Here is a 20,988-nt window from a genome sequence, read left to right on the forward strand (position 1 = left end):
CCTGTTCAGCAGCTCCCGCTCCGAGTGTCGCGTCTATGCGAGCTCGGCTGCAATGGCTGCAGTTGGACCTGACGCGACTTCCACTTTGGTAGCGCTCGCTTGTATCAAGCAGTGCTAAACAGTGGCAATCCGGCTATTTAAAATGTGAATCATTCCCATTAAAATGGTGCGCTGCCGCGCTTGCGTGGCGCGTCCTCCCCCTTTGTTCGCCGTCCGGCACTGCCGTGATGGATGCCCTCGACTGTCTGTACCGGAGCTGTGATGAATCGTCCTACCGTAATGCGTCTTCTTCCCATTGCGCTGCGCCCGCGCGCGCTGTCGCATGCGGTGTTTGCCGCGCTGTGCACCTTGTCGGCAGGGCAGGCGATGGCCGAAACGCCGGCCGGCGATGCGGAGGTCACCACCCTGGATCGGCTCAATGTGCAGGGCGAGCAGGTCAAGGGCTACACGGTGGAAAAGACCACCGCCGGCACGCGCATGAATCTGTCGCTGCGCGAGATTCCGCAGTCGGTCACGGTGGTCACGCGCGAGCGCATGGACGACCAGAACCTGCAGAGCATCACCGACGTGCTCAACAACGTCTCCGGCATTTCGGTCGCGCAGAGCGACAGCGAGCGGCTGGAGTTCTACGCGCGCGGTTTCTACATCGACAACTACCAGTTCGACGGCATTCCGGCCTACATGGAGCAGGCCTGGAGCTATGGCGACTCGGCGCTGGACGTGGCGTTGTACGACCGTGTGGAAGTGGTGCGTGGCGCCACCGGCTTGTTGACCGGCTCGGGCAACCCGTCGGCATCGATCAACCTGGTGCGCAAGCATGCGGTGAGCCGCGACTTCACCGGCACCGTGTCGGTGGGTGGTGGCGACTTCAACAAGACCCGCAGCGTGGCCGATGTCACCGTGCCGCTGAGCCCCGAAGGCACCGTGCGTGCACGTGTGGTCGGCGTGTATCAGGACGGCGAGTCGGACATGGATCGCTACAACCTGCGCAAGAAGATTGGCTCGGCGATCATCGACGCCGACCTCACCGACAGCACCCTGCTGAGCGTGGGCTACGAATACCAGAAGAAGGAATCGGACGACGTCACCTGGGGCGGCTTCCCGCTGTTCTTCAGCGATGGCAGCCGTACCAACTACGATCGCTCGTTCAACCCGGCCACCGACTGGACCTTCTGGGATACGCGTCTGCAGCGCACCTTCGCCAGCCTGCAGCAGAGCTTCGACAGCGGCTGGATGCTCAAGGCCAACGTGAGCCACGAGAAGACCGAAGTGGCCAACCATCTGTTCTATCCGTTCTACACGATCTTCGGTTTCGACCGTGCCACCGGCGGCGGCGTGGTGCCGTATTCGGGCAACTATCAGACCGAGCGCAAGGCCGATGGCGCCGATGTCTACGCAGAAGGTCCGTTCCAGCTGTTCGGCCGCGAGCATCAGCTGGTGGCCGGCGCCAGCTACAACCGCCGCGAGTACGCCAACAATGGCACCTTCGATTTCCCGGCACCGCTGACCAGCTATTTCGGCTGGAACGGTGCCTATCCGGAGCCGAACTGGAGCCCGTTGTTGCTGCAGAGCGACGGCACCATCGAGCAGAAGGCCGCTTATGTGGCAGCACGCTTTTCGCTGGCCGATCCATTGAAGCTGTTGGTGGGCGCGCGCTACACCGATTGGCAGATCGATGGCAGAAACCTCGATTTCGCCACCCAGCAGCTGGTGCCGTTCTCCGACACCCAGACCGAAGTGACCCCGTATGCCGGCCTGGTCTACGACATCAACGATGTATGGTCGACCTATGTCAGCTACACCGAGATCTTCAACCCGCAAACCCTGCGCGATGCCAACGGCGGCTACCTGGACCCGTTGAGCGGCAAGGGCTACGAAGCCGGCGTCAAGGCCGCGTGGTTCGATGATCAGCTCAATGCCTCGCTGGCCCTGTTCCGCATCGAGCAGGACAACCTGGGTGTGGCCACCGGCGGTTTCGTTCCGGGCAGCAGCGAGTCTGCTTACGAAGCTGCAAATGGCGTGGTCAGCGAAGGTTTCGATTTCGAGCTTTCCGGTCGCCTGACCGCCGGCTGGAACGCCACGTTTGGCGCGTCCCATTACACCGCGCGCGACGACAACGGCACTTCGATCAACACCCATCTGCCGCGCACCACCATCAAGCTGTTCAACAGCTACACGCCGCAGGGAGCGTGGAGCGACCTAACCGTTGGCGCTGGCGTCAACTGGCAGAACCGTTCGTATTACGTGGACCCGGTGTACGGCATCTTCCAGCAGAGCGCCTATGCCCTGGTGAGCGCATTCGCACGTTACCGCCTGTCGCCGCAGTTCTCGGTGCAACTCAATGTCGACAACCTGCTCGACAAGCGCTACTACGCACAGTTCAACGGCGGCTACGGCGCATGGGGCGCGTCGCGCAACGGCATGCTGACCTTCAACTATACCTTCTGAGGAAACACGGCATCGGGCGTCTGTGACGCCCAATGCGTGAAACCGGCACAGGCGTCCTGCCAAGGGGGCCTGTGCTTTTTTGTTGGCCTGCGCTGTTGCCGCGCGCAGACATGACGGTCGATCAAGGCACCAGCGGCTGCAGATGCTGTGCCATCACGTCCGCCACCCAATCCATGAAGGCACGCACGCGTTGCGGCAAATGGCGGCGCTGCGCATAGAGCAGGGTGACCGGCATCGGTTCGGCGGCCAGTTCGGGCAGGATTTCGACCAAGGCCCCGCTATCCAGATACGGGCGCAATGGGCTGGCCGGTGCCTGGATGATGCCGAGTCCGGCCAGGGCTGCGGCAAGATAGCCGTCGCCGTTGTTCACCGTCACCGGCCCATGCATCGGCAGCAGCCGGTAGGCCTGACCATCGTGGTATTCGAAGCCCGGCGAGCGCTGGCCCAGCGTCGGCACGTAGTGCACAAGATCGTGCTGCGCCAGATCGTCCAGACACTGCGGTGTACCGCGAAGGGCGAGATACCCGGCGCTGGCACAGCTCACGATCCGGAACGCGCCCAGCGGGCGCGCCACCAGGCTGGTGTCTTCCAGCGTGCCGACGCGTAGCACGCAATCGAAGCCTTCGCGCACCACATCCACGCGGCGGTCGGTGCCGCTGATTTCCACCTCCAGCTGCGGGTGCTGCGCAAGGAAGGCAGGCAGGGCCGGAATCACGAAATTGCGCGCGATGCCGGCCGACATATCCACCCGCAACCGACCGCGCAACTGGCCACGCTCGCGCTGAAACATGCCTTGCAGCTCGTCCATGTCGTCCAGCAGATCGCGGCTGCGCTGGTAGAACGCGCTGCCATCGCCGGTGAGCTGCACGCGCCGTGTGGTGCGGTGCAGGAGCTGGGTGCCCAGCGAGGCTTCCAGCCGTTGCACGGCGGTCGACACGCTTGCCTTTGGCAGTCCCAGGGTCTCGGCGGCCTGGGTGAAGCTGCCGAGCTCGGCTACGCGCAGGAAGGCGCGCAGCGAATCCATGCTGTCCATCGATTGATCGATTGTCTTGAACGGTGCGATCAGCGTGAGCCGATTTATCTGCCGCAGCAAGCGCAATAGGCTGCAGACACTTTCTGACGGAGCGTGCCCCATGTCCACCACCCCCATCACCGTGATTACCGGCGGCAGCCGCGGCCTGGGCCGCAACGCGGCGCTTGCGCTCGCTGCGGCGGGCAGCGATATCGTGCTGACGTATCGCAGCCAGGACGCGGAGGCGGCCGAGGTCGTTGCGCAGATCCAGGCGTTGGGACGTCGCGCGCAGGCCATGCAGCTGGATGTGGCAGCGGCCGACACCTTCGCCGGGTTCGCTACGCAGCTGAAGGACGTGCTGACCGGCTGGGAGCGTACGCACTTCGATGCACTGGTCAACAACGCCGGTACCGGCCTGCATGCGGCCATCGCCGACACCACGCCTGCGCAGTTCGACGCGCTGGTCAATATCCATCTGAAGGGGCCGTATTTCCTGACCCAGACCCTGTTGCCGCTGATCGCCGATGGCGGACGCATCCTCAATGTCTCCAGCGGGCTTGCGCGCTTTGCGCTGCCTGGGTCGTCGGCCTACGCGATGATGAAGGGCGGGGTGGAAGTGTTCACCCGCTACCTTGCCAAGGAACTGGGTGCGCGCGGCATACGCGCCAACACGCTGGCACCGGGCGCCATCGAAACCGACTTCAATGGTGGCGGCGTGCGCGACAACGCGCAGATCAATGCGATGGTGGCGTCGATGACCGCATTGGGCCGCCCGGGCTTGCCGGACGATATCGGCCCGGTGGTAGCGGCATTGCTTGCGCCGGGCACCGGCTGGATCAATGCGCAGCGTATTGAAGTCTCCGGCGGAATGTTGATCTAGCTGTCACCACTGCTGCCGTTTAGGCACCGGCGATGCAGGCCTGGGCCAGGAGCCCACACGCGCCAGGCGCGGTTTCGATGCCCGCTGGCTGCAGCGTGTGCAGTGACTGCTCATCCATGCCTGCATGCCGCACGCTCAGTTGCGTCTCTGCGCCGCCGTCAAATGCCTGAGGTATCGCCAGGAGTTCCATCTGCATAAGAGCGGCTAACAAAACGTAGCGAGCGGTCGTCAGGTGGGTGCGGACGGCGCGGAGGAACCGCAGTGTACGAGTGGTACATGAGGATTCCGAGCACCGACCGCGCCCGCCTGGCGGCCGCGCAGTAGTTTTGCTAGCTGCTCTAAGCCACCAATGAGCGGGCGCAGACTCAACGCGTGCACCTCAGTGGCTTACGGCAGCGGCTGATCGCCATGCAGGATGGGATAGGGATTCAACGCCTCGCCCTTCCACCACTGTTTTTCTGGCCCGAGCCGATGGATTTCGAAATGCAGATGCGGTGCGGCCGGATTGGCGTTGCCGGTACTGCCGACATAGCCGATGACCTGGCCGCGCTTGATCGTTTGCTTCTCGGTCAGACCGTCGGCGTAGCGCTCCAGATGCGCGTAGTAATAGCAATAATTGCCGCCGGGCTCGAACTGATAAACGGTCAGGCCGCCGCGCTCGCTGTTGAACAGTTTTTCGACCGTGCCATCGGCGACAGCCAGCACCGGTGTGCCGGCGGGTGCCAGGATATCGATCGCATCGTGCACGCGGCCTTCGCTGCGTGCATCGGTAAAGGTGTCCTGCAGCTGGTTGCTGCCGACGCCTTGTACCGGAATCAGCAAGCCGGACGTTGTCGCCGACGTATCTGTCACCGGTGCGGGAGTGGGAGCGGGTGTAGCCGGCGCCGACGCCGCAGCGGCTGCTGGTGTCGTAGTCGCAGCTGGGGGTGCTGCAAGCGTCGCCGACGGCGCTGCAGGTGAAGGCGACGTAGCGACCACCCTGGTAGACGACGATGCCGCCGTGCTCGCAGCAGGCGGTACTTTCGCTTCTGGTGCATGACGTTCCAGCCACCAGTAACCACCGGCACCGATCGCCACACCCGCGATCAGGATCATCAGCAGTCTCATGGCTACTCCTGCATCACCACCGGGACCGATGGGCCGACCACGCTGGCCAGATTCACCACGTCCCAGTTGGTCAGGCGCACGCAGCCATGTGATTCGGTCTTGCCTACATGACCGGGTTCGGGCGTGCCGTGCAGGCCGTAATGCGGCTTGGACAGGTCGATCCACACCCTCCCGACCGGGTTGTTAGGGCCCGCCGGCAGCGTGGCCTTCTTGTCGCCCTTCTTGGCATCCCAGAACAGCTTGGGGTTGTATTTGAACACCGGATCGCGCGAGATGCCCAGGATCTTCCAGCGGCCGATCGGCAGGGGGTCGTGCTTGCTGCCGGATGACACCGGGAACTGCGCGTACACCTTGTCGTTGGCGTCGAACAGCCGCAGCGTCGAGTCGGACTTGTCCACCACCAGCCTGGCCGGCTTGGCCAGCGGCGCAACGCCGTCGATGTTGGGTACCTGGATCACGCTGCCGGCCTTGCCCAGGTCCACGCCCGGATTGAGTTGGCGCAGCAATGCAGGATCGGCGTGGAAGCGCTCGCCCAATGCTTCATCGACCGATGCATAGCCCAGCGCCGACAGCTTGGCCTGCTCGGCCGGGCCCTTGGGAATCGGCTGGAACGGGCCGGCGACATCGGCATCGGTCAAGGTGTATTGCACCAGCGCCGGTGTGGTATCGGCCTGCAATGCCTGCCAGGTCGCATCGTCCAACTCGCCGGTGACCTTGATATCGTGCGCGGCCTGGAACCCCGAGACCGCACGCTTCTGGTTGGAGCCGCGTTCGCCATCGATCTGCCCCGGCGAAAAATGCGCGCGATCGAGCAGCACTTGTGCGTGCAGATCCGAACGCGGACCGGTTTGAACAGCCTTCTCCGCAGGCGTCGCGGCAGCCGCGGGCGTTGCTTGTGGTGCCTGCGCCAGCGCGGACAACGAGGCGCCAAGCGCCAGGGCGAGCAAACAGACACGAGCGTAGGAGCGTGTTGGCATGAGCGGTTCCCAAAGATGCATGGCGCACCTTGCCGCAGCCAGCTGCGTTTTCTGCGTGAAATGGCTGCACGCGCACTGACTGCAGACCGCCAAGCGCGCATCGGCTGCACGACGGGGTCAAGACCATCGGTGGTCTCAACTCGAGTTGCCTGGCCCCGATTTTTCCATCCGTCACGACGCCGCGAGATGCAGACCTTGCACGCGCGATCTGGCGAACCGGCGTGCGGTGTCCGGTTGCATCGCGAACCAGCAGCCATGCAGCCTGCAACGCCCCCGCACGAGCGGGCAGCGCCGCTGCGACCTTGCCGCACTCTTGCCGTCAGTAGGTGTAGCCCAGCGTCAGCATGTAGACCCGCCCGGTCTGCACATAAGCACCATCGGCGCCTGGATCGTAGGCCATGTAGCGTCTTGACTTGCCCTGGATTTCGTAGAACGTGGCCACGTTGAGCAGGTTTTTCGCCGACACGCCCACGTCCACATGATGCGGCAGATGATAGGTGGCGTTGAAGTCCAGCGACTTCACCGGCTGCAGGTAGTAATTGAGCCGGTCGGTGGTGAGCCCCAGCAACTGCAGGCCGGTGTAGTTGTAGCTCAGGTCGGTGCGCAGATGCGTGTCGTCGTAGAACAGGTCCAGGTTGTAGAGGCGCTCCGGGGCACGCGGCAACCAGGTCTTTTCCGGTTGATCCGCGCGCCTGCTGTCCGCTTCGCTGCGCTGCAGGGTGACATTGGCGGTGACGCCAAGGTTGCTCCACAGCCCGGGCAGTTGCTGCAGGCGCTTGCTCGCTGCCAGCTCCAGGCCATAGAGCTTTGCGGTGCCGCCATTTTGCGGCATGGTCACCGGTACGCCGTTTTCGAACGTGGTGCCGGTGGGTACCAGGCCGCCGAGGGTGTTGTCGTTGCTGGTGGCCGACTGCGAGGTATACACGAAGCCGGTAATGCGCTTGTAGTAAGTGGAAGCGCTCAGCACGCCGCCCTGGTGATCGTAGAATTCGGCAGACAGGTCTGCATTGTCGGCCTTGCTCGGCTGCAGGTCCGGATTGGGCCTGGAGATGCCCACCACCCGTTGCGTGTCGTCGATGGTGTACACGGTTTGCCCGGAAATCAGGCCGAATGCCGGCCGGCTGAAACTGCGGCGCAACGACGCGCGGTAGACCGTGAGCGCATCCGGGCGATAGTTGAGGCTGACGCCGGGCAGCACCTGCCCATAGGTGCTGCCATTGCCGACAAAGCGCCCGCTGGCGCCATCGCCGCTGGATTGCCAGGCGTCGGCCGAATACCGCGTCAGTTCATAGCGCACGCCGGGCAGCACGCTCACCGCGCCGAAGTGCAGTGCGGCCATCGCATAGCCCGAGGTGATCGCCTCGGTGCTTGAGGTGGTGTTGGCGTTGTAGTCGTTGGCGGTATAGGTGCCGGCGCCATTCGGATCGTTGATGTACTTGTAGGGCACCGCCTGCGCGCGCATCCAGCGGCGGTCCAGCAGCTTGAATGCACCGGTGTAGTGGCCGTCGAAGGCGTTGTAGGTGAGGCGGCCAGGAATCGCGCTCAGCGGTGGGCCACCGGCGGTGGGGAAGGCATAGTTGGGGCCGCCGAAATACGGCCCATTGGTGACGAAGTTGCCGTCCTTGTGAAAGAACGGATGGTCGTATGCGTCACGCTCGGAGTGATCGGCCGACAGGCCGACCTTGACGCTGTCCAACGCATCCCCGTCCACGCGGTAGGTGATATCGGTGTGCAGGTTGACGCGGTTGTCGTGACTGCCGGCATCGTGGCCCTGCACCTTCCACAGCAGCGACGAATCCAGGTTGTAGAAGAAGTCCTTCAACGCCTGGGAACTTGGTCCGATGCTCGGGTAGGTGGGGTCGCTGAGATCGAAGGCGAAACTGCCGGGCGTGAAGCCATACAGGCTGGCGGACACGTAGTCCGGCCGGCTGCGGGTGCCGCGGCCGAACGCGCTGCCGTAGTCGACACGTAGCCGGTCCAGTGTGGTGTGCCCGCCCAGTTGCAGTGCTGCCAGGGTCTCGTCGATGTCGTGCGTATTGAAGTAGCCACCGCGCACGGCAGTGGGCTGGTTACGGAAGGTTTCCAGGCGTGCGCTGGACTGGTCCTGCTGCCCGGTGACGCCGTAGCTGCCATAGATCGCGCGCGCATACAGCGCGCTGGTGTCGCCCTGCCAGTCCAGCGACAGGTTGCCGCCATAGCGCTCGATCTGGCTGGTGTAGAGGCTGTACTTGTAGCGGGTGCTGATCAACGGCCCCACGTTGCGCAGGTCGGTGGCGTTGGCAAGCGCTGTGTCGGCCGGCACGTACTTGCTGTTGGGCGCCGGTGCCTGCGCCATGGTGTTGTTCTTGCCGTAATAGGCAGAGGCGTAGATGCCGAACGCATGGCCGTCGCCGAACTTCCAGGCCAGATCCTGCTGGAGGGTGCCGCCGCTGTCCTTGCCGCCCAGATGCGTGGCCAGGTCGTTGAGCTGGCCGCGTGCGGTGGTCCTGGCAGACACGTCCTGCGCGAAGTCGAACGCGTTGGGTGTCCGCATGTCGATGGCGCCGCCGATGGAGTCGCCGGGCATGTCCGGCGTTGGCGATTTGGATACCTGCACCGACTGGATGCCGAAGGGTGCGAGCATGTTCAACGAGATGGCACGGGTGGACGAATCGGTTTCCGGCATGCCGAAGCCGTTGAGCGTGTAAGCGTTGTAGCTGGCATCCATGCCGCGGATGCTGACGTAGGCGTTCTCGCCGGTGGTGGCCTGGCCCAGATGCATGTCGCTGTACGCCGACAGCCCCGGCATGTGCGCCACCACATCGGCAATGCCGCCGGACGGAATCGCATCGATCTGCTGCTTGCTCAGCACGCTGTTGACGCTGCTGGAGGTGCGTTGCTCGTCGAGCGAGCCCGGCGCGGCGGCATGCGTGGCCTGCACGTTGACCGAGTCCAGGGTGGTGGTGGCTGTGCGCAGGTCCGGATTTTCTGCAAAGGCCGGTGCCGATAGCGCCAGGGCGATGGCGCAGCTCAGGCGATGGAAAGGACGAAGATACGGCATTGGAAGACTCTCGGAGATGGGGAAGAGAAAGGCCCGGTCCGGCACGTGGACATGGCCAGGTCTGGCCGACGCCATCCATTGCGACAGGAGGTGGTTTGCCTGTGGGCGGCCGCGGGACCGCGCGCGGCGCCGCCGATCAGTGGCTCAGATCGACGCCCTTGCACAGCGTCTGCGGCCGCTGCGGATTGCAGCGCGCCACCGCACCGCCGGCAAAGCGCACCACGTAGCCGGAGCTGGCCGGCGCGTTGACGGGAAAGTCGGTACTGATCAGCTGTGCGCCGCTGGCCAGCATGCGGTCGCGCCGCGTGGTGTCGTTGGCCTGCGCTTGCTTGAGGTCGGCGTCGGCGCGTGTACGCACCAGGTAGCCGGCCTTGACCAGCTGCGTGATCTCCTCGGCAGGGCCGTCGTTGCGCTCGACGAACGCGGCATCGTCGGCGCCCGGCATCGCATTGGTGAAGCACACCCGGCCGCGCAACGATGGATGGCCGGGAAGATAGCTGTCGCTGGCGCTGCGTTGATCCAGCAGGAAGATCACCTTGCCGCGTGCGGCCTGCAGGGGCGGCCAGCCATGCGCCAGCACCGCGGCATTGAGCGTGCGCGCGCTGCCACGCACCTGATCGGGGCTGATGTACTCGCCGGGCTGGAACACCGAGCGCAGCTCGGCATCCAGCGCGTCCATCGCCTTGGCGTCGAACGGCTCGGGCTGCATGGTCGGGAACGCCGCCGGTATCGGTGTCTGCTTGGTCTCCAGCAGGATGAAGACGGGCACATGGCCGGGGTGCTGCCGGGACCATGCGCGCACTTCCTGCAGGCAGGCCACCAACGGCTGGCAGTTGCTGCGCTGGTCGATGTCCTGCACATGCATGACCTTGAATCCGGGCTTGTCCATCACCCCCTCCGGCGCGCTTGCCGGCGCGGCTGCAAGCCCTGCCTTGGCAATCTGCGCAACGATGGCAGGATGCGCATAGCGCCCACCCTGTGCATCGGCAAAGACATCCAGTTCCAGTTGGCGCACGCCATCGTCCAGTTGCCTGGTCAATGCCAGATGGCGGTAATCGAGGGCGGCAAACAACGACGGATCCAGTTGCTTCAGCACCGCAGCCTCGCTTGGCGCGAATCCGGCGTGGTAGCTGTTGTGGCTGCCGATGTATTGCAGATCGGTGAGGTGGGGCGCTGCGCTCGCCACACGACTGCCCAGCATCGCAACCGCAGAGACGATGCTCGATACTGCAGTCCTTCGCTTTGTGCGCGACCTTTTCGCCTTGATGCCGGTATCGGGAATGGATGCGGAAACGGCGGGAAAACCAGGCATTCAGGGCGATCCGGACACGATGTGATCGCCATCATCCCGGCCCAGTTTGACGCATCTCTTTCCGCGGTATGTCCGTGGTGGGTCAGCCCGTCGACCTGGTCGTTATCGTACTCCCGGCATCGGTGAGTCAGCTGCTACCGATCTGATGTGGTTTGACGCAAGGCATGTATCAGCAGCCGCGCCTGCATGCACTCGCCGAGACCGCGCGGCGCATCCAGCGCCATGCGCTGCAGGCACGCCGCTTCGTCGGCTTGCAACGTGCCGCGTGCAAGCACGGCGCGCGCCACGGTTGCAGCCTTGCCGGTCGCACTGGCCGTTGCAGCCTTTAGCCAGGTCAAGGCGCGCAACAGGCGCTGCTCGATCGCGGTGAAGTCGCTGCCCAGTGGGTAGTCGGGCAGGCTGCCGTCGCGGCGAAACGGGGCCAGGGCCTGCTCCAGCGCCTCGGGCGTATTGCGTTGCGCGCGTGCAGCCAGTTGCGGTGGAGTGCGTAGCTTGCGCGACCGCGTCGCCTGCGCCAGCAACGTGTCTTGAAAGCGGGCATCGCAGATGCCGGCCATCTCCAGTACGCAGTCCTGGTCGGTCTTGTGGCGCAGGTCGGCGATGCCGTATTCGGTGATGTAGAGATCGCGCAGGTGGCGCGGGATGGTGGTGTGAGCATAATTCCAGCGCACATTGCTGGCCGCCCGCGCGCCCGCATCGCGGGTGGCGCGCAACATCAGCGCGCTGCGTGCCTGCGGCAGCGCATGGGCCATCGCCACGAAGTTGTACTGGCCGCCCACACCGGACACCACGCGTCCATCCTCCAGGCCATCGGAAACCGCAGCCCCGAGCGCGGTGGCCATCATGCAGGAGTTGAAAAAGCGCGCATCGCGCCGTTGCAGGCGTTCCAGCGCTTCGTTGCCGCCATAGAGCTGATTGATCTGGCTGATGCGGCGCATGCCGATGGCCTCGCGGGTCTGCTCGTCGAGTGTGCGCAACCACTGGTAGAAGTCCGGCGAGCCGAGATAGAACGCGCCATGCAGGAATTCGCCTTCGCGTGCCAGGCGTGCCCGGTCGTCGGCATCGGCGCTGCCATCGGCGATGCGTTGCATCAGCGGCAGGTCGTCGTGCACCTTGCGGGCGATCACGCCACTGTCCACCAATTGCTTGAAGCCTTCGTTGAGCATCTCGCTGCAGCCATACAGGCCGATCGTGAACGGCTCCAGCCCGCCGCTGGCCTGCACGGCCGGATGCGTTGCAAGTTCGGGGTCCAGTGCCTGCAGCACGCGGCGATAGGTGGCGTTGTCGGTGTGGCGCAGGACCAGCGCATGGCTGAGGGCATCGGCCAGCGTGCCGATGCCGATCTGCAAGGTGCCGCCATCGCGCACCAGGGTGCTTGCATACAGGCCAATGGCGTAATCGACGCTGCTCACCGGCTGCCGCGGCAAGCCGAACAGGCGCGGCGAGGGGCCGGGCAGGTCGATGACCAGATCGAAGAACGCCGCGTCCACCGCGGCGGTGCCGCCGATCCAGGGCAATTGCGGATCGACCTCGGCCACCAGCAAGGGGCGCGGCAGCCCTAGCGACTGCACCGCCTCCAGGGTGTCCTGGGTGATGTCGTTGTTGCAAGACAACGACAGTCGCGTACCGCCAGGCTCGCGCGCTACCTTCTGCACGATCAGGTTCGGCGCCCGCTGCGCCACCGCGGCGGCGGCGTGCGTGTAGTTCAGGCTGGTGTAGTCGGCCTGCGCCTGCGTCGACTGCAGCAGCCCGCCGGATTGCATGTAGAACTCTTCCACCTGGATATGCGCGGGCAGGGCGTCGCGCAGCATGGCATCGACATAGGCCAGCCGCGGAAAATCCTCACCGAAGTGACGCGCAATGAACGGTGCCGCAAAGCGTGCCTGAAGGCCCGTGCCCGGCCTGGGCGGATTGAGCGAGAGTGCGGTGTACAGCGCCAGCGGCCGCGACGGGGTGTCCTTGAGCCGCGCATAGAGCGCATTCAACAGCCGGTGCGGTTTGCCGATCCCCAGTGGCGCGCCAACGCGAAGGGGGCCGTCGATACGTTGCAGGATCCACTCCAGGGCGGAGTCCAAGTCGGTCAGGTGGTCGGTCATCGGTGCAGGGTAGCCGAGCCGTCGCTGCGATGCCTGCGGGGCGAATGCGTCGCCCGGGCGGCTGCCGCAGCTGCAAGCGATCGTGGAAGAGGCTTGACATCGTCTGTGTTTACGAGCGTAATCGTAAAAAAATTACGGGTGTGATCGGATGCCGATCAGCGACGCCGAAGCTGTGGTGATGCAGGTACTCTGGGACGGCGCGCCGCGCACGGCCGAAGAGGTGGTGGCAGCGCTGCCGCAGACCGACTGGGCCGAGCCCACCATCAAGACCCTGCTCAATCGCCTGCTCACCAAGGGGGCCATCGCCGCGCAGAAGGACGGGCGCAAGTACCTGTACACACCGGTGCTGCAGCGCGACCAGTGGGTACAGCAACAGAGCGAGGGCCTGCTGCAAAGACTGTTCGGCGGACGCGTCGCACCGCTGGTGGCGCACTTCAGTGAGCGCGGAAAGCTCAGCGCATCGGATGTCGCCGACCTGAAGCGCCTGCTCAAGGAGCTGGACGATGAGCCCTGATGCCATGATGTTACGGACCACGCTCTACACCAGTGCTGCGGTGCTGGCCTGTCTGCTGCTGCGGGGACGCTTGCGTCTTTGGTTAGGCCCGTCGGCCGCCTATGCGATCTGGGCCAGCGTGCCGCTGGCCTTGTTGGTTGCGTTGGTGCCAGGCCCGCCCATCGGCATGGCGACGCTGCCTGCATCGGGGCTGGGGACACTGCCGTTTGCACCGGGCAGCGTCGGCGGTCGCAGCGATTGGCGCGAAGTCCTCGGCCTCGCATGGCTGGCTGGCGCACTGCTGATGGCCTTGCTGGTGTGGCGCAGCCAGCGGCGTTTCGTGCGAGGCCTCGGGCCACTGCTTGCCTTGGACAAGAGGCTATGGATGGCAACGCACGATGGAGGTCTGCCAGCCTCGCTGGGTCTTCTGCGTCCACGCATCGTGCTGCCGCCGGATTTCAGCAGCCGCTACAGCGCCGACGAGCGCGCGTTGATCCTGGCGCACGAGCAGCAGCATCTGCATCGCGGCGATCTGTGGGCCAATGCGCTGGCGATCGCGCTGCTGTGCCTTGGTTGGTTCAATCCGCTGCTGTACCTGGGATGGCGCGCGTTTGGCCTGGATCAGGAGCTGGCCTGCGATGCCGCGGTGATGGCACTGCATCCTGGCAAGCGCCGCAGCTATGCCGCGGCGATGCTCAAATGCCAACTCGGCAACGCCTGGACGCCATTGGCCTGCCACTGGGCAGCGGCGCATCCGCTGACCCAGCGGCTCAGCGCCCTGCGCATGCCTGCAATCGCCACGCAGCACGCGTACAGGAACTCGCGTGCGGTCATGCTGCTGGCGGCCATCGCCAGCCTCGCCTGTTGGGTGATCCAGCCGGCGCATCTGCAGGCCACGCCGGTTGTCGGCAGCCCGGTGGATTTCAGCACGATGCAGCCGCCCAGATACCCGGCTGCAGCCGCCGCTGCGGGTCTTGCCGGCCTGGTCGAGCTGCAGATCCAGGTGAGCCCGAGTGGGGTGCCAGAGCATATCGTCATCCTGCGCAGCCAGCCGGCCGGGGTGTTCGACCAGTCCGTGCTTGAGGCAGCGCGTAGCTGGCGCTTCAAGCCTGCCTCTGTCGATGGCAGAGCGGTGACCTCGGCGGTACGCGTGCCGGTGCGCTTTGAACCGGATCCGGCGGAAGACGCTTCCGGCATTGCCCCGGCCACCGGTGGCCCGCAGCACATTGCGCAGCTTGAACGCAGGGCCGGCTGCCCGGCGTCGGGTTGCATCGCGCAGGAGATGCAGTGATGTGGCGCGCGCTGGTGTATGCAAGCGGTGTGCTGGCCCTGTCCCTGGGCGGCTGCGCGAGCCGGCCTGTGCTGGAGCAGGAGCGCAGTCAACGCGAGGATTCGGTCGATCAACGCATGTTGCCGCCGCAGTCGGGTGCTGGTGGCGCGGCCGCGACGCAGGCCTATACGCTGTCGTCCACACAACGCTTTCGCATGCCACGCGCCCTGCGCAGCGATACGCCCGCGCTACCGCCGGAGTCGCCGCGGCAGACCCTGGCCCCGACCACGGTCTGCGTGCAGGTGATTCTCACAGCCGACGGCGCGGTGCAGCGCGTGGACCCGCTGTCCGATCGCGATGAGTGCGGCGCCGTGCTGTTGCCCGAGCATGCCGATCTGCTGCAGGCCGTGCGCGCTGCGGTGATGCATTGGCAGTTCGTGCCGGCAGCGATGTGCAGCTACGCGCCCGGCGCGACACCGCCGGCGGACCTGGACGACTGCACCGGCGCCGCGCGGGTGGAGCCGGTGCCGGTGACCTTGCCGTTTGCCTTCACTTTCGAGGTGCGACAGGGCAGGGCGAGTGTGCGGTCCGGTCAGGTGGCACGCTGAGTGCGGCATGCGGTGCCGGGAGCGGTGTGCCCGGTCCTGCGCCGGTGGAAGCTGGGTCGCAGGCTACGTCCTGCATGTCGAGCCCAGCCGGGTAGTGAACCTGGATAGAGCAGCGCACCTGCAGCGCGTGCCGCGAACAACGCGCAGACGGCAAAAACATGCGCCTGGGAAATCGCATCACTGAACTGATGGCTTTCGCGCAGGCCGGCGCGCAATCGCACGCTGCGCGCCCGCTTGCGCCGGTGATCCCATCAGGTCAACGCGTGCACGCTGTCGGCAATGCGCTGCACTTCGTCCGGGTTATGGCTGACGTACAGCATCGGCAGACGGATTTCGTCGCGCACGCGCTGCAGGTACGGGATCAATTCTTCGCGACGCGCCTGGTCCAGCGCCGACAACGGCTCGTCGAACAACAGGATCGCCGGCTGCGACAGCAGCGCGCGGCCGATCGCCACGCGCTGCGCTTCGCCGCCGGATAAATTGCGCGGCCGGCGCTGCAACAGCGGCGCGATGCCGAGCAAGGCCACCACATCGTCGAACCCGAACGTCGCTGCGCCGCGCGCATGCCGGCCATAGCGCAGGTTGTGCCGCACATCCAGATGCGGGAACAGCCGCGCATCCTGGAACACGTAGCCGATGCGGCGCTTGTGCGTGGGCAGGTCCACGCGCTGCTGGCGGTCGTACAGGCAGCGTCCATCGATGCGGATATGGCCTGCATCCGGCTGCACCAGGCCGGCGATGGCGTTGAGCACCGTGGTCTTGCCCGCACCGGAGGGCCCCACCAGCGCCACCACGCGTGCCGCGTCCTGGATGCAGATGTGTCGCTGGAAATTGCCACGCCGCAGATGCAGGTCCAGATCCAGCATCAGCCGTCCTCGCGCGGATGCGGCCGACGCACCAGCCATTCGGAGAGCAGCAATGCCGCCAGCGAGATCGCCAACGCCACTGCCGCCAGTCGCCATACGCCCGACTCCATTCCCGGCACCTGCATCAAGCCGTAGATGGCCGACGACAAGGTCTGGGTTTCGCCGGGGATATTCGACACGAAGGTGATGGTGGCGCCGAACTCGCCCAGCGCCTTGGCGAACGCCAGCACCATGCCGGCCACCAGGCCGGGCCAGGCCAGGGGCAGGGTGATGCTGAAGAACACCCGCCACGGCCCGGCCCCGAGGGTGGCCGCGGCCGCTTCCAGGCGACGGTCGGTGGCTTCGATCGAGAGCCGAATTGCGCGCACCATCAGCGGGAACCCCATCACCGCGCAGGCCAGCGCCGCGCCGGTCCAGCGGAATGCGAACCGCACGCCGACGTGTTCCAGCAACCAGCTGCCGATCACCCCCTGCGTGCCCAGGGTCACCAGCAGTGCGTAGCCGGTCACTACCGGCGGCATCACCAGCGGCAGATGCAGTACCGCATCCAACAGCGCCTTGCCGGGGAAACGCCGGCGCGCCAGCAGCCAGCCGCAGGCGATTCCCGGCGGCAGGCTGGCCACTGCGGCCACCAGCGCAACCTTCAGACTCAGGCCGATGGCGACCAGCTCTTGCGGGGTGAACATCGACAAGCGCTGCGCCTCAATCCTGCAGCGAGAAGCCACGACGGGTGAAGATCGCCTTGGCCGGCGCACTGCGCAGCCATGCGACGAAGGCGGTCGTGGCCGGGTTGCGGCTGTTCTTCAGGGCAGCCACCGGATACACGATGGGCGCATGACTGTCCGCCGGGAACGTGGCCACCACGCGCACCTTGGCGTCGGCGCGTGCATCCGAGCCATACACGATGCCCAGCGGCGCCTCGCCACGCGAGACCAGCATCAGCGCTGCGCGCACGCTCTCCGATTCGGCCAGGCGTGCCTGCACGCTGTCCCACTGGCCGAGCTTGCGCAGCGCCGCCGCGGCGTATTTGCCGGCCGGCACGCTAGTGGTCTGGCCAACCGCCAAGCGGCCGCTCTCGCCCAAGGCCTTGGCGATGCTGCCCGGGACACGCGGATCCACCTGCACCTGGCTGGTCGCTGGCGCGATTAGTACCAGGGTGTTGCCAAGCAGCTGCTGGCGTTGTGCCGGCTCCACCAGCTTGCGCTGCTGCAGATAGTCCATCCATTCCAGATCGGCCGAAAAGAACACATCCGCCGGGGCGCCTTGCTCGATCTGACGCGCCAGCGCCGAGCTTGCGGCATAGGACACGCGCACCGGCGTTCCGGTGGCCTTCTCATAGGCGGCTGCGGCGTCGTCCATCGACTCCTTGAGGCTGGCGGCCGCGAACACGGTCAGCGGCGCGGCCTGCGCGCAGGCCAGCACGGGCAGGGCAAGCATCAACACGCACAGGGCGCGCTGCCAGAAACCGATCATGCGCATGGGAAGCTCCAAACAGGTGGCGGTCACCGATCATAACGGCTGCGCCGTGACCGGCGTGGCGACCGCCTGCGCGGGTTATGGAACCTTGCCTGCGCCGCGCCCCGCCTGCAGGTTGGCCTGCAGCGCCGGGCCGATCAGCCTGGGCTCCGGCAGGGTGGCGTCGCGTGCCTGCCGCTGCGCCACGAACGCTTCGATGTCCACGCCGTCGCGCACGTGGATATTGCTGCGCCGCTGGTCGCCGATGCTGGTCTGGTACGCCACCGGCCGGCCGCCGGGGCCATAGTCGTGGCAGACGAACACCCGGGTGGTGTCTGGCAGCGTGTAAAGACGCTGGATCGAGGCATACAGCTGCCGGGCATCGCCGCCAGGAAAGTCGCAGCGTGCGGTGCCCGCGTCGGGCATGAACAGCGAGTCGCCGGGAAACAGCGCATCGCCGATCAGGTACGCAATGCTGTCGCTGGTGTGGCCGGGCACGGCAATGACCCGCGCATGGATATTGCCGAGCAGGAAGCGTTCGTCGTCGGCGAACAGATGATCGAACTGCGAGCCGTCGGCGCGAAAATCCTGCGGCAACGCGTAGCGCGGTGCGAGCGTCTGTTGCACCTGGGTGATACCGGCGCCGATGGCGACGCATGCCTGCGGCCAGTGCTGCTTGAGCCACTGCGCGGCAGACAGGTGATCGGCATGCGCATGGGTTTCCAGCAGCCACTGAACCTGCCACCCGCGTTGCCGGATGGCATCGACGATCGTCTGCGCGGTCTGCATGCCGATGGCGCCGCTGTCCGCTGCATAGTCCAGTGCCGGGTCGATCACCGCCGCCGCGCCGGAGGCCGTGTCGGCCACCACATAGGTGAAGGTGTTGCTGTCGGCATGGAAGAACGCCAGCACCTGCGGTTGCATCGGCGTCTCCACGTCAGGGAGCGGCCAGTGCCGCATTGAGGACGGCGGCCAGCCGGTCGCCGGCGATGCGCAGCTGGGTTTCGGCGATCGGCCGGTAGGTGTCCATGTATCCCTCCGGCAAGACGTGCGACGCTGGATACGTGCCCGGGGCAATGGCGATCTTGCAGGAGGCCTGCGCCCATGCCACTGCCGGTGGCGGCAGCGCTGGCGAGACAGGAGTGGCGGCCGGCAGGGCCAGCAGGCGCTGCAGGTAGGCCTCGTCGCTGAGGTGGCGGTCGTTGAGCATGCCGCTATCCCACAGCGCATGCAGGTTGCTGCCCTTGCCACCGACCTGCAGCTGGAAGTCGTTGCCGCCCTTGTCGTGCGCGTAGCCGGCATGCATCGGCTGATGGATGTCGCCGACGAAGTGCACCACAAACTTCAATGCCTGGCGGCGGACCTCCAGCGGCTGGCTGCGGTCGGCCAGCAAGGCGGTCTGCCGATCGAGTGCGGCGATCACGCAGTTGCCGTCGGGACAGTCGCGCGGCGGCTGGTAGACGCAGTCGTGTTCGCCCAGGTTGACGTAATGCCACGGCCCGGAGCGCTTGCCCAGGTCCGGATCGTGTTCGCGCAGCTCGTCGGCCCAGCTGGCGACACCGTGCAAGGTCGGGTCCGGCTCGCCGGCCAGCAGCTGCGCCACCTGGGCACGCGCCTGCGGGCTCAGTTCGGTCTCTGCAACGCGCGCCACCAGACGGTGGCCCTGCGCGCCCCAGGCAAAGGCGGTGATGGGCTGGATCGCCGCGGTCAATGCCGCGGCAAGGGCGAAACGGGACAGGGAAAAAGTTTTCATCCCCGGATTGTACGCACGCATCGCGGGCGGTTTTGTGGCTGCCGCCGACACCTCGCCGCCGCCCGCCGGCATGCCAGCGGCAGCGCGATCAGTAATAGACCAGGTACGAGATGCCGTAGGTCAGCGGATCGATCCGCGCCTTGCCCAGCCGCGTGCCGTTGAGGTCGACGTTGCTGCGCGAATCGGTCCAGCGCGCGTCCACGCGCAAGCCACTGCGGTCGTTGAAGATGAAATCCACACCGACGTGCGCGGTGGCGCCAACCGAGTCTCCAAGGCGCAGGTCGCCGTTGCCCAGCGCCGGCTCGGTGTCTTCGCCAAGCAGCATGCTGTAGTTGATGCCCACACCCACGAACGGCGACACCGTGCCGTAGCCATTGATGTGGTACTGCAGCAGCACGCTGGGCGGCACCGACCAGTAGCTGCCCACCTTGCCGACGCCTTCCAGTTCAAGGTCGTGCCTGCCCGCAACCGAGGCATTGAGTTCGATGCCCAGGTTGTTGCGGATGAAGTACTCGTAGGTGAACGAGAGCGTCGGCGCGCCCTTGATCTCTGCAGAGGTGCCGGCGAAGGCGCCGCTGTCGGACTTGGGCGAGACGTAGCCTGCGCCGTAGCCGGTGGTCCAATGGCCGGCCGACTGGGCGAGGGCGGGTGCGGCCGAAGCGGCCAATGCAATGGCGAGGGCGGTGCGGATGAACATGCTCATGGGATCCCCGGTAGGTCGGACAGGCGCTCGACGCGATCGACCTGTCCGCAACTCCGGCGGTGGATGCACGTCCCTGGACGTCAAGTGTGCCAGAGATGCGCCGCGCCTGCCGCTGCCGCTCAGAACCGGTGCACGTAGGCCGCGCCGTAGACCAGCGGGTCGATGTTCACCGTGCCGATGCGCGAGCCATCCAGGCGGGCTTCGGTGTCGATATCGATCCAGCGCAGGTTGACGCGCAGGGCGCCGCGTTCGCTGAGCTTGAAGTCCAGGCCCGCGTGCAGGGCAAGACCCCAGGAGTCGTCCAGTTCCAGTTCGCTGCCGGCCAGCGCACCGCGGGTATCGGTACTGAAGAAGCGCGTGTAGTTGATGCCCGCACCGAGGAAGGGCGAGACGCGGCCCTGGCTGTTGAAGTGGTACTGCAACGACACTACCGGCGGCAGATGCTTGGTGCTGCCGACGCGTCCCGCCCCGCGCAGCGCGATGTCGTGTTCGAACGGCAGCGCAGCCAGAACCTCGATGCCCAGGTTGTCGGCAACGAAATATTCGGCGGTGAAGGTCGGCTTGATGTCATTGCCAACCTCCGCTTCGAGCGTGCCGCCGACCAGGCGGCCATTATCGGACTTGGGAGCGACCTGGTGGGCACCGACGGCAACGGTCCAGTCGCCTTTGGATTGAGCCAGTGCGGGGACGCTGGCAACGGTGGCGGCCAGGCCGGCGAGCAGAAGGGAAGAGCGCATGCGCATGAAGATTCTCGTTGTGTGCAGGGGATGGACGAAGTCTTGTGGATTTGTCCCGGCATCGCCTTGATCCTGATCAACCCAGGGGGCTTCTGTGTTGTGGGTCGCTGCGATGGGGAATGGGTGTGCAGCGGCGGCGCAGCCTGCCGTCGTGCCGATTGCACGCGCATATCGCCTCTGGCATGCGGTGCGTTGCGGGCGAGCCCACTGCCGGTAGGGGGAGGTGTCCCG

At 65.9% G+C, this 20,988-nt stretch carries 18 protein-coding genes and 1 other RNA gene; 5 read left to right on the forward strand and 14 right to left on the reverse strand.

Going from position 1 to position 20,988, the window contains the following annotated elements; translation table 11 throughout:
* Positions 1-261 precede the first annotated feature (261 nt).
* Entirely contained in the window at positions 262-2,448 is a 2,187-nt protein-coding gene (fhuE, locus tag XcodCFBP4690_RS05570; RefSeq protein ID WP_104540005.1) for a ferric-rhodotorulic acid/ferric-coprogen receptor FhuE, read from the forward strand.
* Between the two features lie 121 nt (positions 2,449-2,569).
* On the opposite strand, the gene XcodCFBP4690_RS05575 is transcribed toward fhuE, so the two are convergent.
* Positions 2,570-3,547 carry a LysR family transcriptional regulator gene (locus XcodCFBP4690_RS05575; RefSeq protein WP_167394482.1) on the reverse strand — a complete coding sequence of 326 codons (978 nt, stop codon included), beginning with the start codon at positions 3,545-3,547 and terminating at the stop codon, positions 2,570-2,572.
* 34 nt (positions 3,548-3,581) lie between these two features.
* Here XcodCFBP4690_RS05575 and XcodCFBP4690_RS05580 point away from each other — a divergent pair, with 34 nt between their 5' ends.
* Positions 3,582-4,340, forward strand: a complete 759-nt coding sequence (locus XcodCFBP4690_RS05580; RefSeq protein WP_104540006.1) for an SDR family NAD(P)-dependent oxidoreductase — start codon at positions 3,582-3,584, stop codon at positions 4,338-4,340.
* Positions 4,341-4,542: 202 nt separating this feature from the next.
* On the opposite strand, the gene XcodCFBP4690_RS05585 is transcribed toward XcodCFBP4690_RS05580, so the two are convergent.
* From XcodCFBP4690_RS05585 to XcodCFBP4690_RS05610, 6 genes are all read right to left on the reverse strand, one after another.
* A non-coding RNA gene (locus XcodCFBP4690_RS05585) (sX9 sRNA) lies at positions 4,543-4,618 on the reverse strand.
* Positions 4,619-4,727: 109 nt separating this feature from the next.
* Entirely contained in the window at positions 4,728-5,447 is a 720-nt protein-coding gene (locus XcodCFBP4690_RS05590; protein ID WP_104540007.1) for a M23 family metallopeptidase, read from the reverse strand.
* A 2-nt stretch (positions 5,448-5,449) separates the two neighbouring features.
* Positions 5,450-6,367: a L,D-transpeptidase family protein gene (locus tag XcodCFBP4690_RS05595; RefSeq protein WP_208622700.1), complete on the reverse strand. Its 918-nt coding sequence runs from the start codon at positions 6,365-6,367 to the stop codon at positions 5,450-5,452.
* 376 nt (positions 6,368-6,743) lie between these two features.
* Positions 6,744-9,464: a TonB-dependent receptor gene (locus XcodCFBP4690_RS05600; RefSeq protein ID WP_104540009.1), complete on the reverse strand. Its 2,721-nt coding sequence runs from the start codon at positions 9,462-9,464 to the stop codon at positions 6,744-6,746.
* 136 nt (positions 9,465-9,600) lie between these two features.
* The gene (locus XcodCFBP4690_RS05605; protein ID WP_244183573.1) at positions 9,601-10,665 is read right to left on the reverse strand and encodes a phosphatidylinositol-specific phospholipase C1-like protein; all 1,065 of its coding nucleotides are present in this window, start codon (positions 10,663-10,665) and stop codon (positions 9,601-9,603) included.
* A 245-nt stretch (positions 10,666-10,910) separates the two neighbouring features.
* Positions 10,911-12,872 (reverse strand): acetyl-CoA hydrolase/transferase C-terminal domain-containing protein, encoded by a 1,962-nt coding sequence (locus tag XcodCFBP4690_RS05610; RefSeq protein ID WP_104540011.1) that lies wholly within the window; start codon positions 12,870-12,872, stop codon positions 10,911-10,913.
* A 148-nt stretch (positions 12,873-13,020) separates the two neighbouring features.
* Between XcodCFBP4690_RS05610 and XcodCFBP4690_RS05615 the strand changes: the two genes are divergently transcribed.
* Genes XcodCFBP4690_RS05615 through XcodCFBP4690_RS05625 form a run of 3 tightly spaced genes read left to right on the forward strand, consistent with a single transcriptional unit; the run spans position 13,021 to position 15,243 of the window.
* A complete protein-coding gene (locus XcodCFBP4690_RS05615) occupies positions 13,021-13,386 on the forward strand; it encodes a BlaI/MecI/CopY family transcriptional regulator (protein WP_104540012.1) in 366 nt (121 codons plus the stop codon).
* Positions 13,376-14,656: a TonB family protein gene (locus XcodCFBP4690_RS05620; protein WP_104540013.1), complete on the forward strand. Its 1,281-nt coding sequence runs from the start codon at positions 13,376-13,378 to the stop codon at positions 14,654-14,656. Before XcodCFBP4690_RS05615 ends, XcodCFBP4690_RS05620 begins: the two co-directional genes overlap by 11 nt.
* Positions 14,656-15,243 carry a hypothetical protein gene (locus tag XcodCFBP4690_RS05625; protein ID WP_104540014.1) on the forward strand — a complete coding sequence of 196 codons (588 nt, stop codon included), beginning with the start codon at positions 14,656-14,658 and terminating at the stop codon, positions 15,241-15,243. Before XcodCFBP4690_RS05620 ends, XcodCFBP4690_RS05625 begins: the two co-directional genes overlap by 1 nt.
* Positions 15,244-15,494: 251 nt before the next feature.
* Here XcodCFBP4690_RS05625 and modC read toward each other — a convergent pair whose 3' ends face one another.
* From modC to XcodCFBP4690_RS05660, 7 genes are all read right to left on the reverse strand, one after another.
* Positions 15,495-16,109, reverse strand: a complete 615-nt coding sequence (modC, locus tag XcodCFBP4690_RS05630) for a molybdenum ABC transporter ATP-binding protein (RefSeq protein ID WP_104540015.1) — start codon at positions 16,107-16,109, stop codon at positions 15,495-15,497.
* The gene (gene modB, locus XcodCFBP4690_RS05635; RefSeq protein WP_208622697.1) at positions 16,109-16,795 is read right to left on the reverse strand and encodes a molybdate ABC transporter permease subunit; all 687 of its coding nucleotides are present in this window, start codon (positions 16,793-16,795) and stop codon (positions 16,109-16,111) included. Before modB ends, modC begins: the two co-directional genes overlap by 1 nt.
* A 16-nt stretch (positions 16,796-16,811) precedes the next feature.
* Positions 16,812-17,588, reverse strand: a complete 777-nt coding sequence (gene modA, locus XcodCFBP4690_RS05640; protein WP_104540017.1) for a molybdate ABC transporter substrate-binding protein — start codon at positions 17,586-17,588, stop codon at positions 16,812-16,814.
* A gap of 75 nt (positions 17,589-17,663) precedes the next feature.
* Positions 17,664-18,488 carry an MBL fold metallo-hydrolase gene (locus tag XcodCFBP4690_RS05645; RefSeq protein WP_104540060.1) on the reverse strand — a complete coding sequence of 275 codons (825 nt, stop codon included), beginning with the start codon at positions 18,486-18,488 and terminating at the stop codon, positions 17,664-17,666.
* Positions 18,489-18,501: 13 nt separating this feature from the next.
* Positions 18,502-19,389 (reverse strand): S1/P1 nuclease, encoded by an 888-nt coding sequence (locus tag XcodCFBP4690_RS05650; protein WP_410049671.1) that lies wholly within the window; start codon positions 19,387-19,389, stop codon positions 18,502-18,504.
* Between the two features lie 16 nt (positions 19,390-19,405).
* Positions 19,406-20,020, reverse strand: a complete 615-nt coding sequence (locus XcodCFBP4690_RS05655; protein ID WP_104540018.1) for an OmpW/AlkL family protein — start codon at positions 20,018-20,020, stop codon at positions 19,406-19,408.
* A 119-nt stretch (positions 20,021-20,139) separates the two neighbouring features.
* Positions 20,140-20,763 carry an OmpW/AlkL family protein gene (locus XcodCFBP4690_RS05660; RefSeq protein ID WP_104540019.1) on the reverse strand — a complete coding sequence of 208 codons (624 nt, stop codon included), beginning with the start codon at positions 20,761-20,763 and terminating at the stop codon, positions 20,140-20,142.
* Positions 20,764-20,988 lie beyond the last annotated feature (225 nt).

This window comes from Xanthomonas codiaei (assembly GCF_002939785.1).
GTDB lineage: Bacteria > Pseudomonadota > Gammaproteobacteria > Xanthomonadales > Xanthomonadaceae > Xanthomonas > Xanthomonas codiaei.

Coding starts and splice junctions, on each gene's coding strand:
- fhuE (WP_104540005.1), top strand. CDS start 262: ATGAATCGTCCTACCGTAATGCGTCTTCTTCCCATTGCGCTGCGCCCG.
- XcodCFBP4690_RS05580 (WP_104540006.1), top strand. CDS start 3,582: ATGTCCACCACCCCCATCACCGTGATTACCGGCGGCAGCCGCGGCCTG.
- XcodCFBP4690_RS05590 (WP_104540007.1), bottom strand. CDS start 5,447: ATGAGACTGCTGATGATCCTGATCGCGGGTGTGGCGATCGGTGCCGGT.
- XcodCFBP4690_RS05600 (WP_104540009.1), bottom strand. CDS start 9,464: ATGCCGTATCTTCGTCCTTTCCATCGCCTGAGCTGCGCCATCGCCCTG.
- XcodCFBP4690_RS05605 (WP_244183573.1), bottom strand. CDS start 10,665: ATGCTGGGCAGTCGTGTGGCGAGCGCAGCGCCCCACCTCACCGATCTG.
- XcodCFBP4690_RS05610 (WP_104540011.1), bottom strand. CDS start 12,872: ATGACCGACCACCTGACCGACTTGGACTCCGCCCTGGAGTGGATCCTG.
- XcodCFBP4690_RS05615 (WP_104540012.1), top strand. CDS start 13,021: ATGCCGATCAGCGACGCCGAAGCTGTGGTGATGCAGGTACTCTGGGAC.
- XcodCFBP4690_RS05620 (WP_104540013.1), top strand. CDS start 13,376: ATGAGCCCTGATGCCATGATGTTACGGACCACGCTCTACACCAGTGCT.
- XcodCFBP4690_RS05625 (WP_104540014.1), top strand. CDS start 14,656: ATGTGGCGCGCGCTGGTGTATGCAAGCGGTGTGCTGGCCCTGTCCCTG.
- modC (WP_104540015.1), bottom strand. CDS start 16,109: ATGCTGGATCTGGACCTGCATCTGCGGCGTGGCAATTTCCAGCGACAC.
- modB (WP_208622697.1), bottom strand. CDS start 16,795: ATGTTCACCCCGCAAGAGCTGGTCGCCATCGGCCTGAGTCTGAAGGTT.
- modA (WP_104540017.1), bottom strand. CDS start 17,588: ATGCGCATGATCGGTTTCTGGCAGCGCGCCCTGTGCGTGTTGATGCTT.
- XcodCFBP4690_RS05645 (WP_104540060.1), bottom strand. CDS start 18,488: ATGCAACCGCAGGTGCTGGCGTTCTTCCATGCCGACAGCAACACCTTC.
- XcodCFBP4690_RS05650 (WP_410049671.1), bottom strand. CDS start 19,389: ATGCCGGCGGGCGGCGGCGAGGTGTCGGCGGCAGCCACAAAACCGCCC.
- XcodCFBP4690_RS05655 (WP_104540018.1), bottom strand. CDS start 20,020: ATGAGCATGTTCATCCGCACCGCCCTCGCCATTGCATTGGCCGCTTCG.
- XcodCFBP4690_RS05660 (WP_104540019.1), bottom strand. CDS start 20,763: ATGCGCATGCGCTCTTCCCTTCTGCTCGCCGGCCTGGCCGCCACCGTT.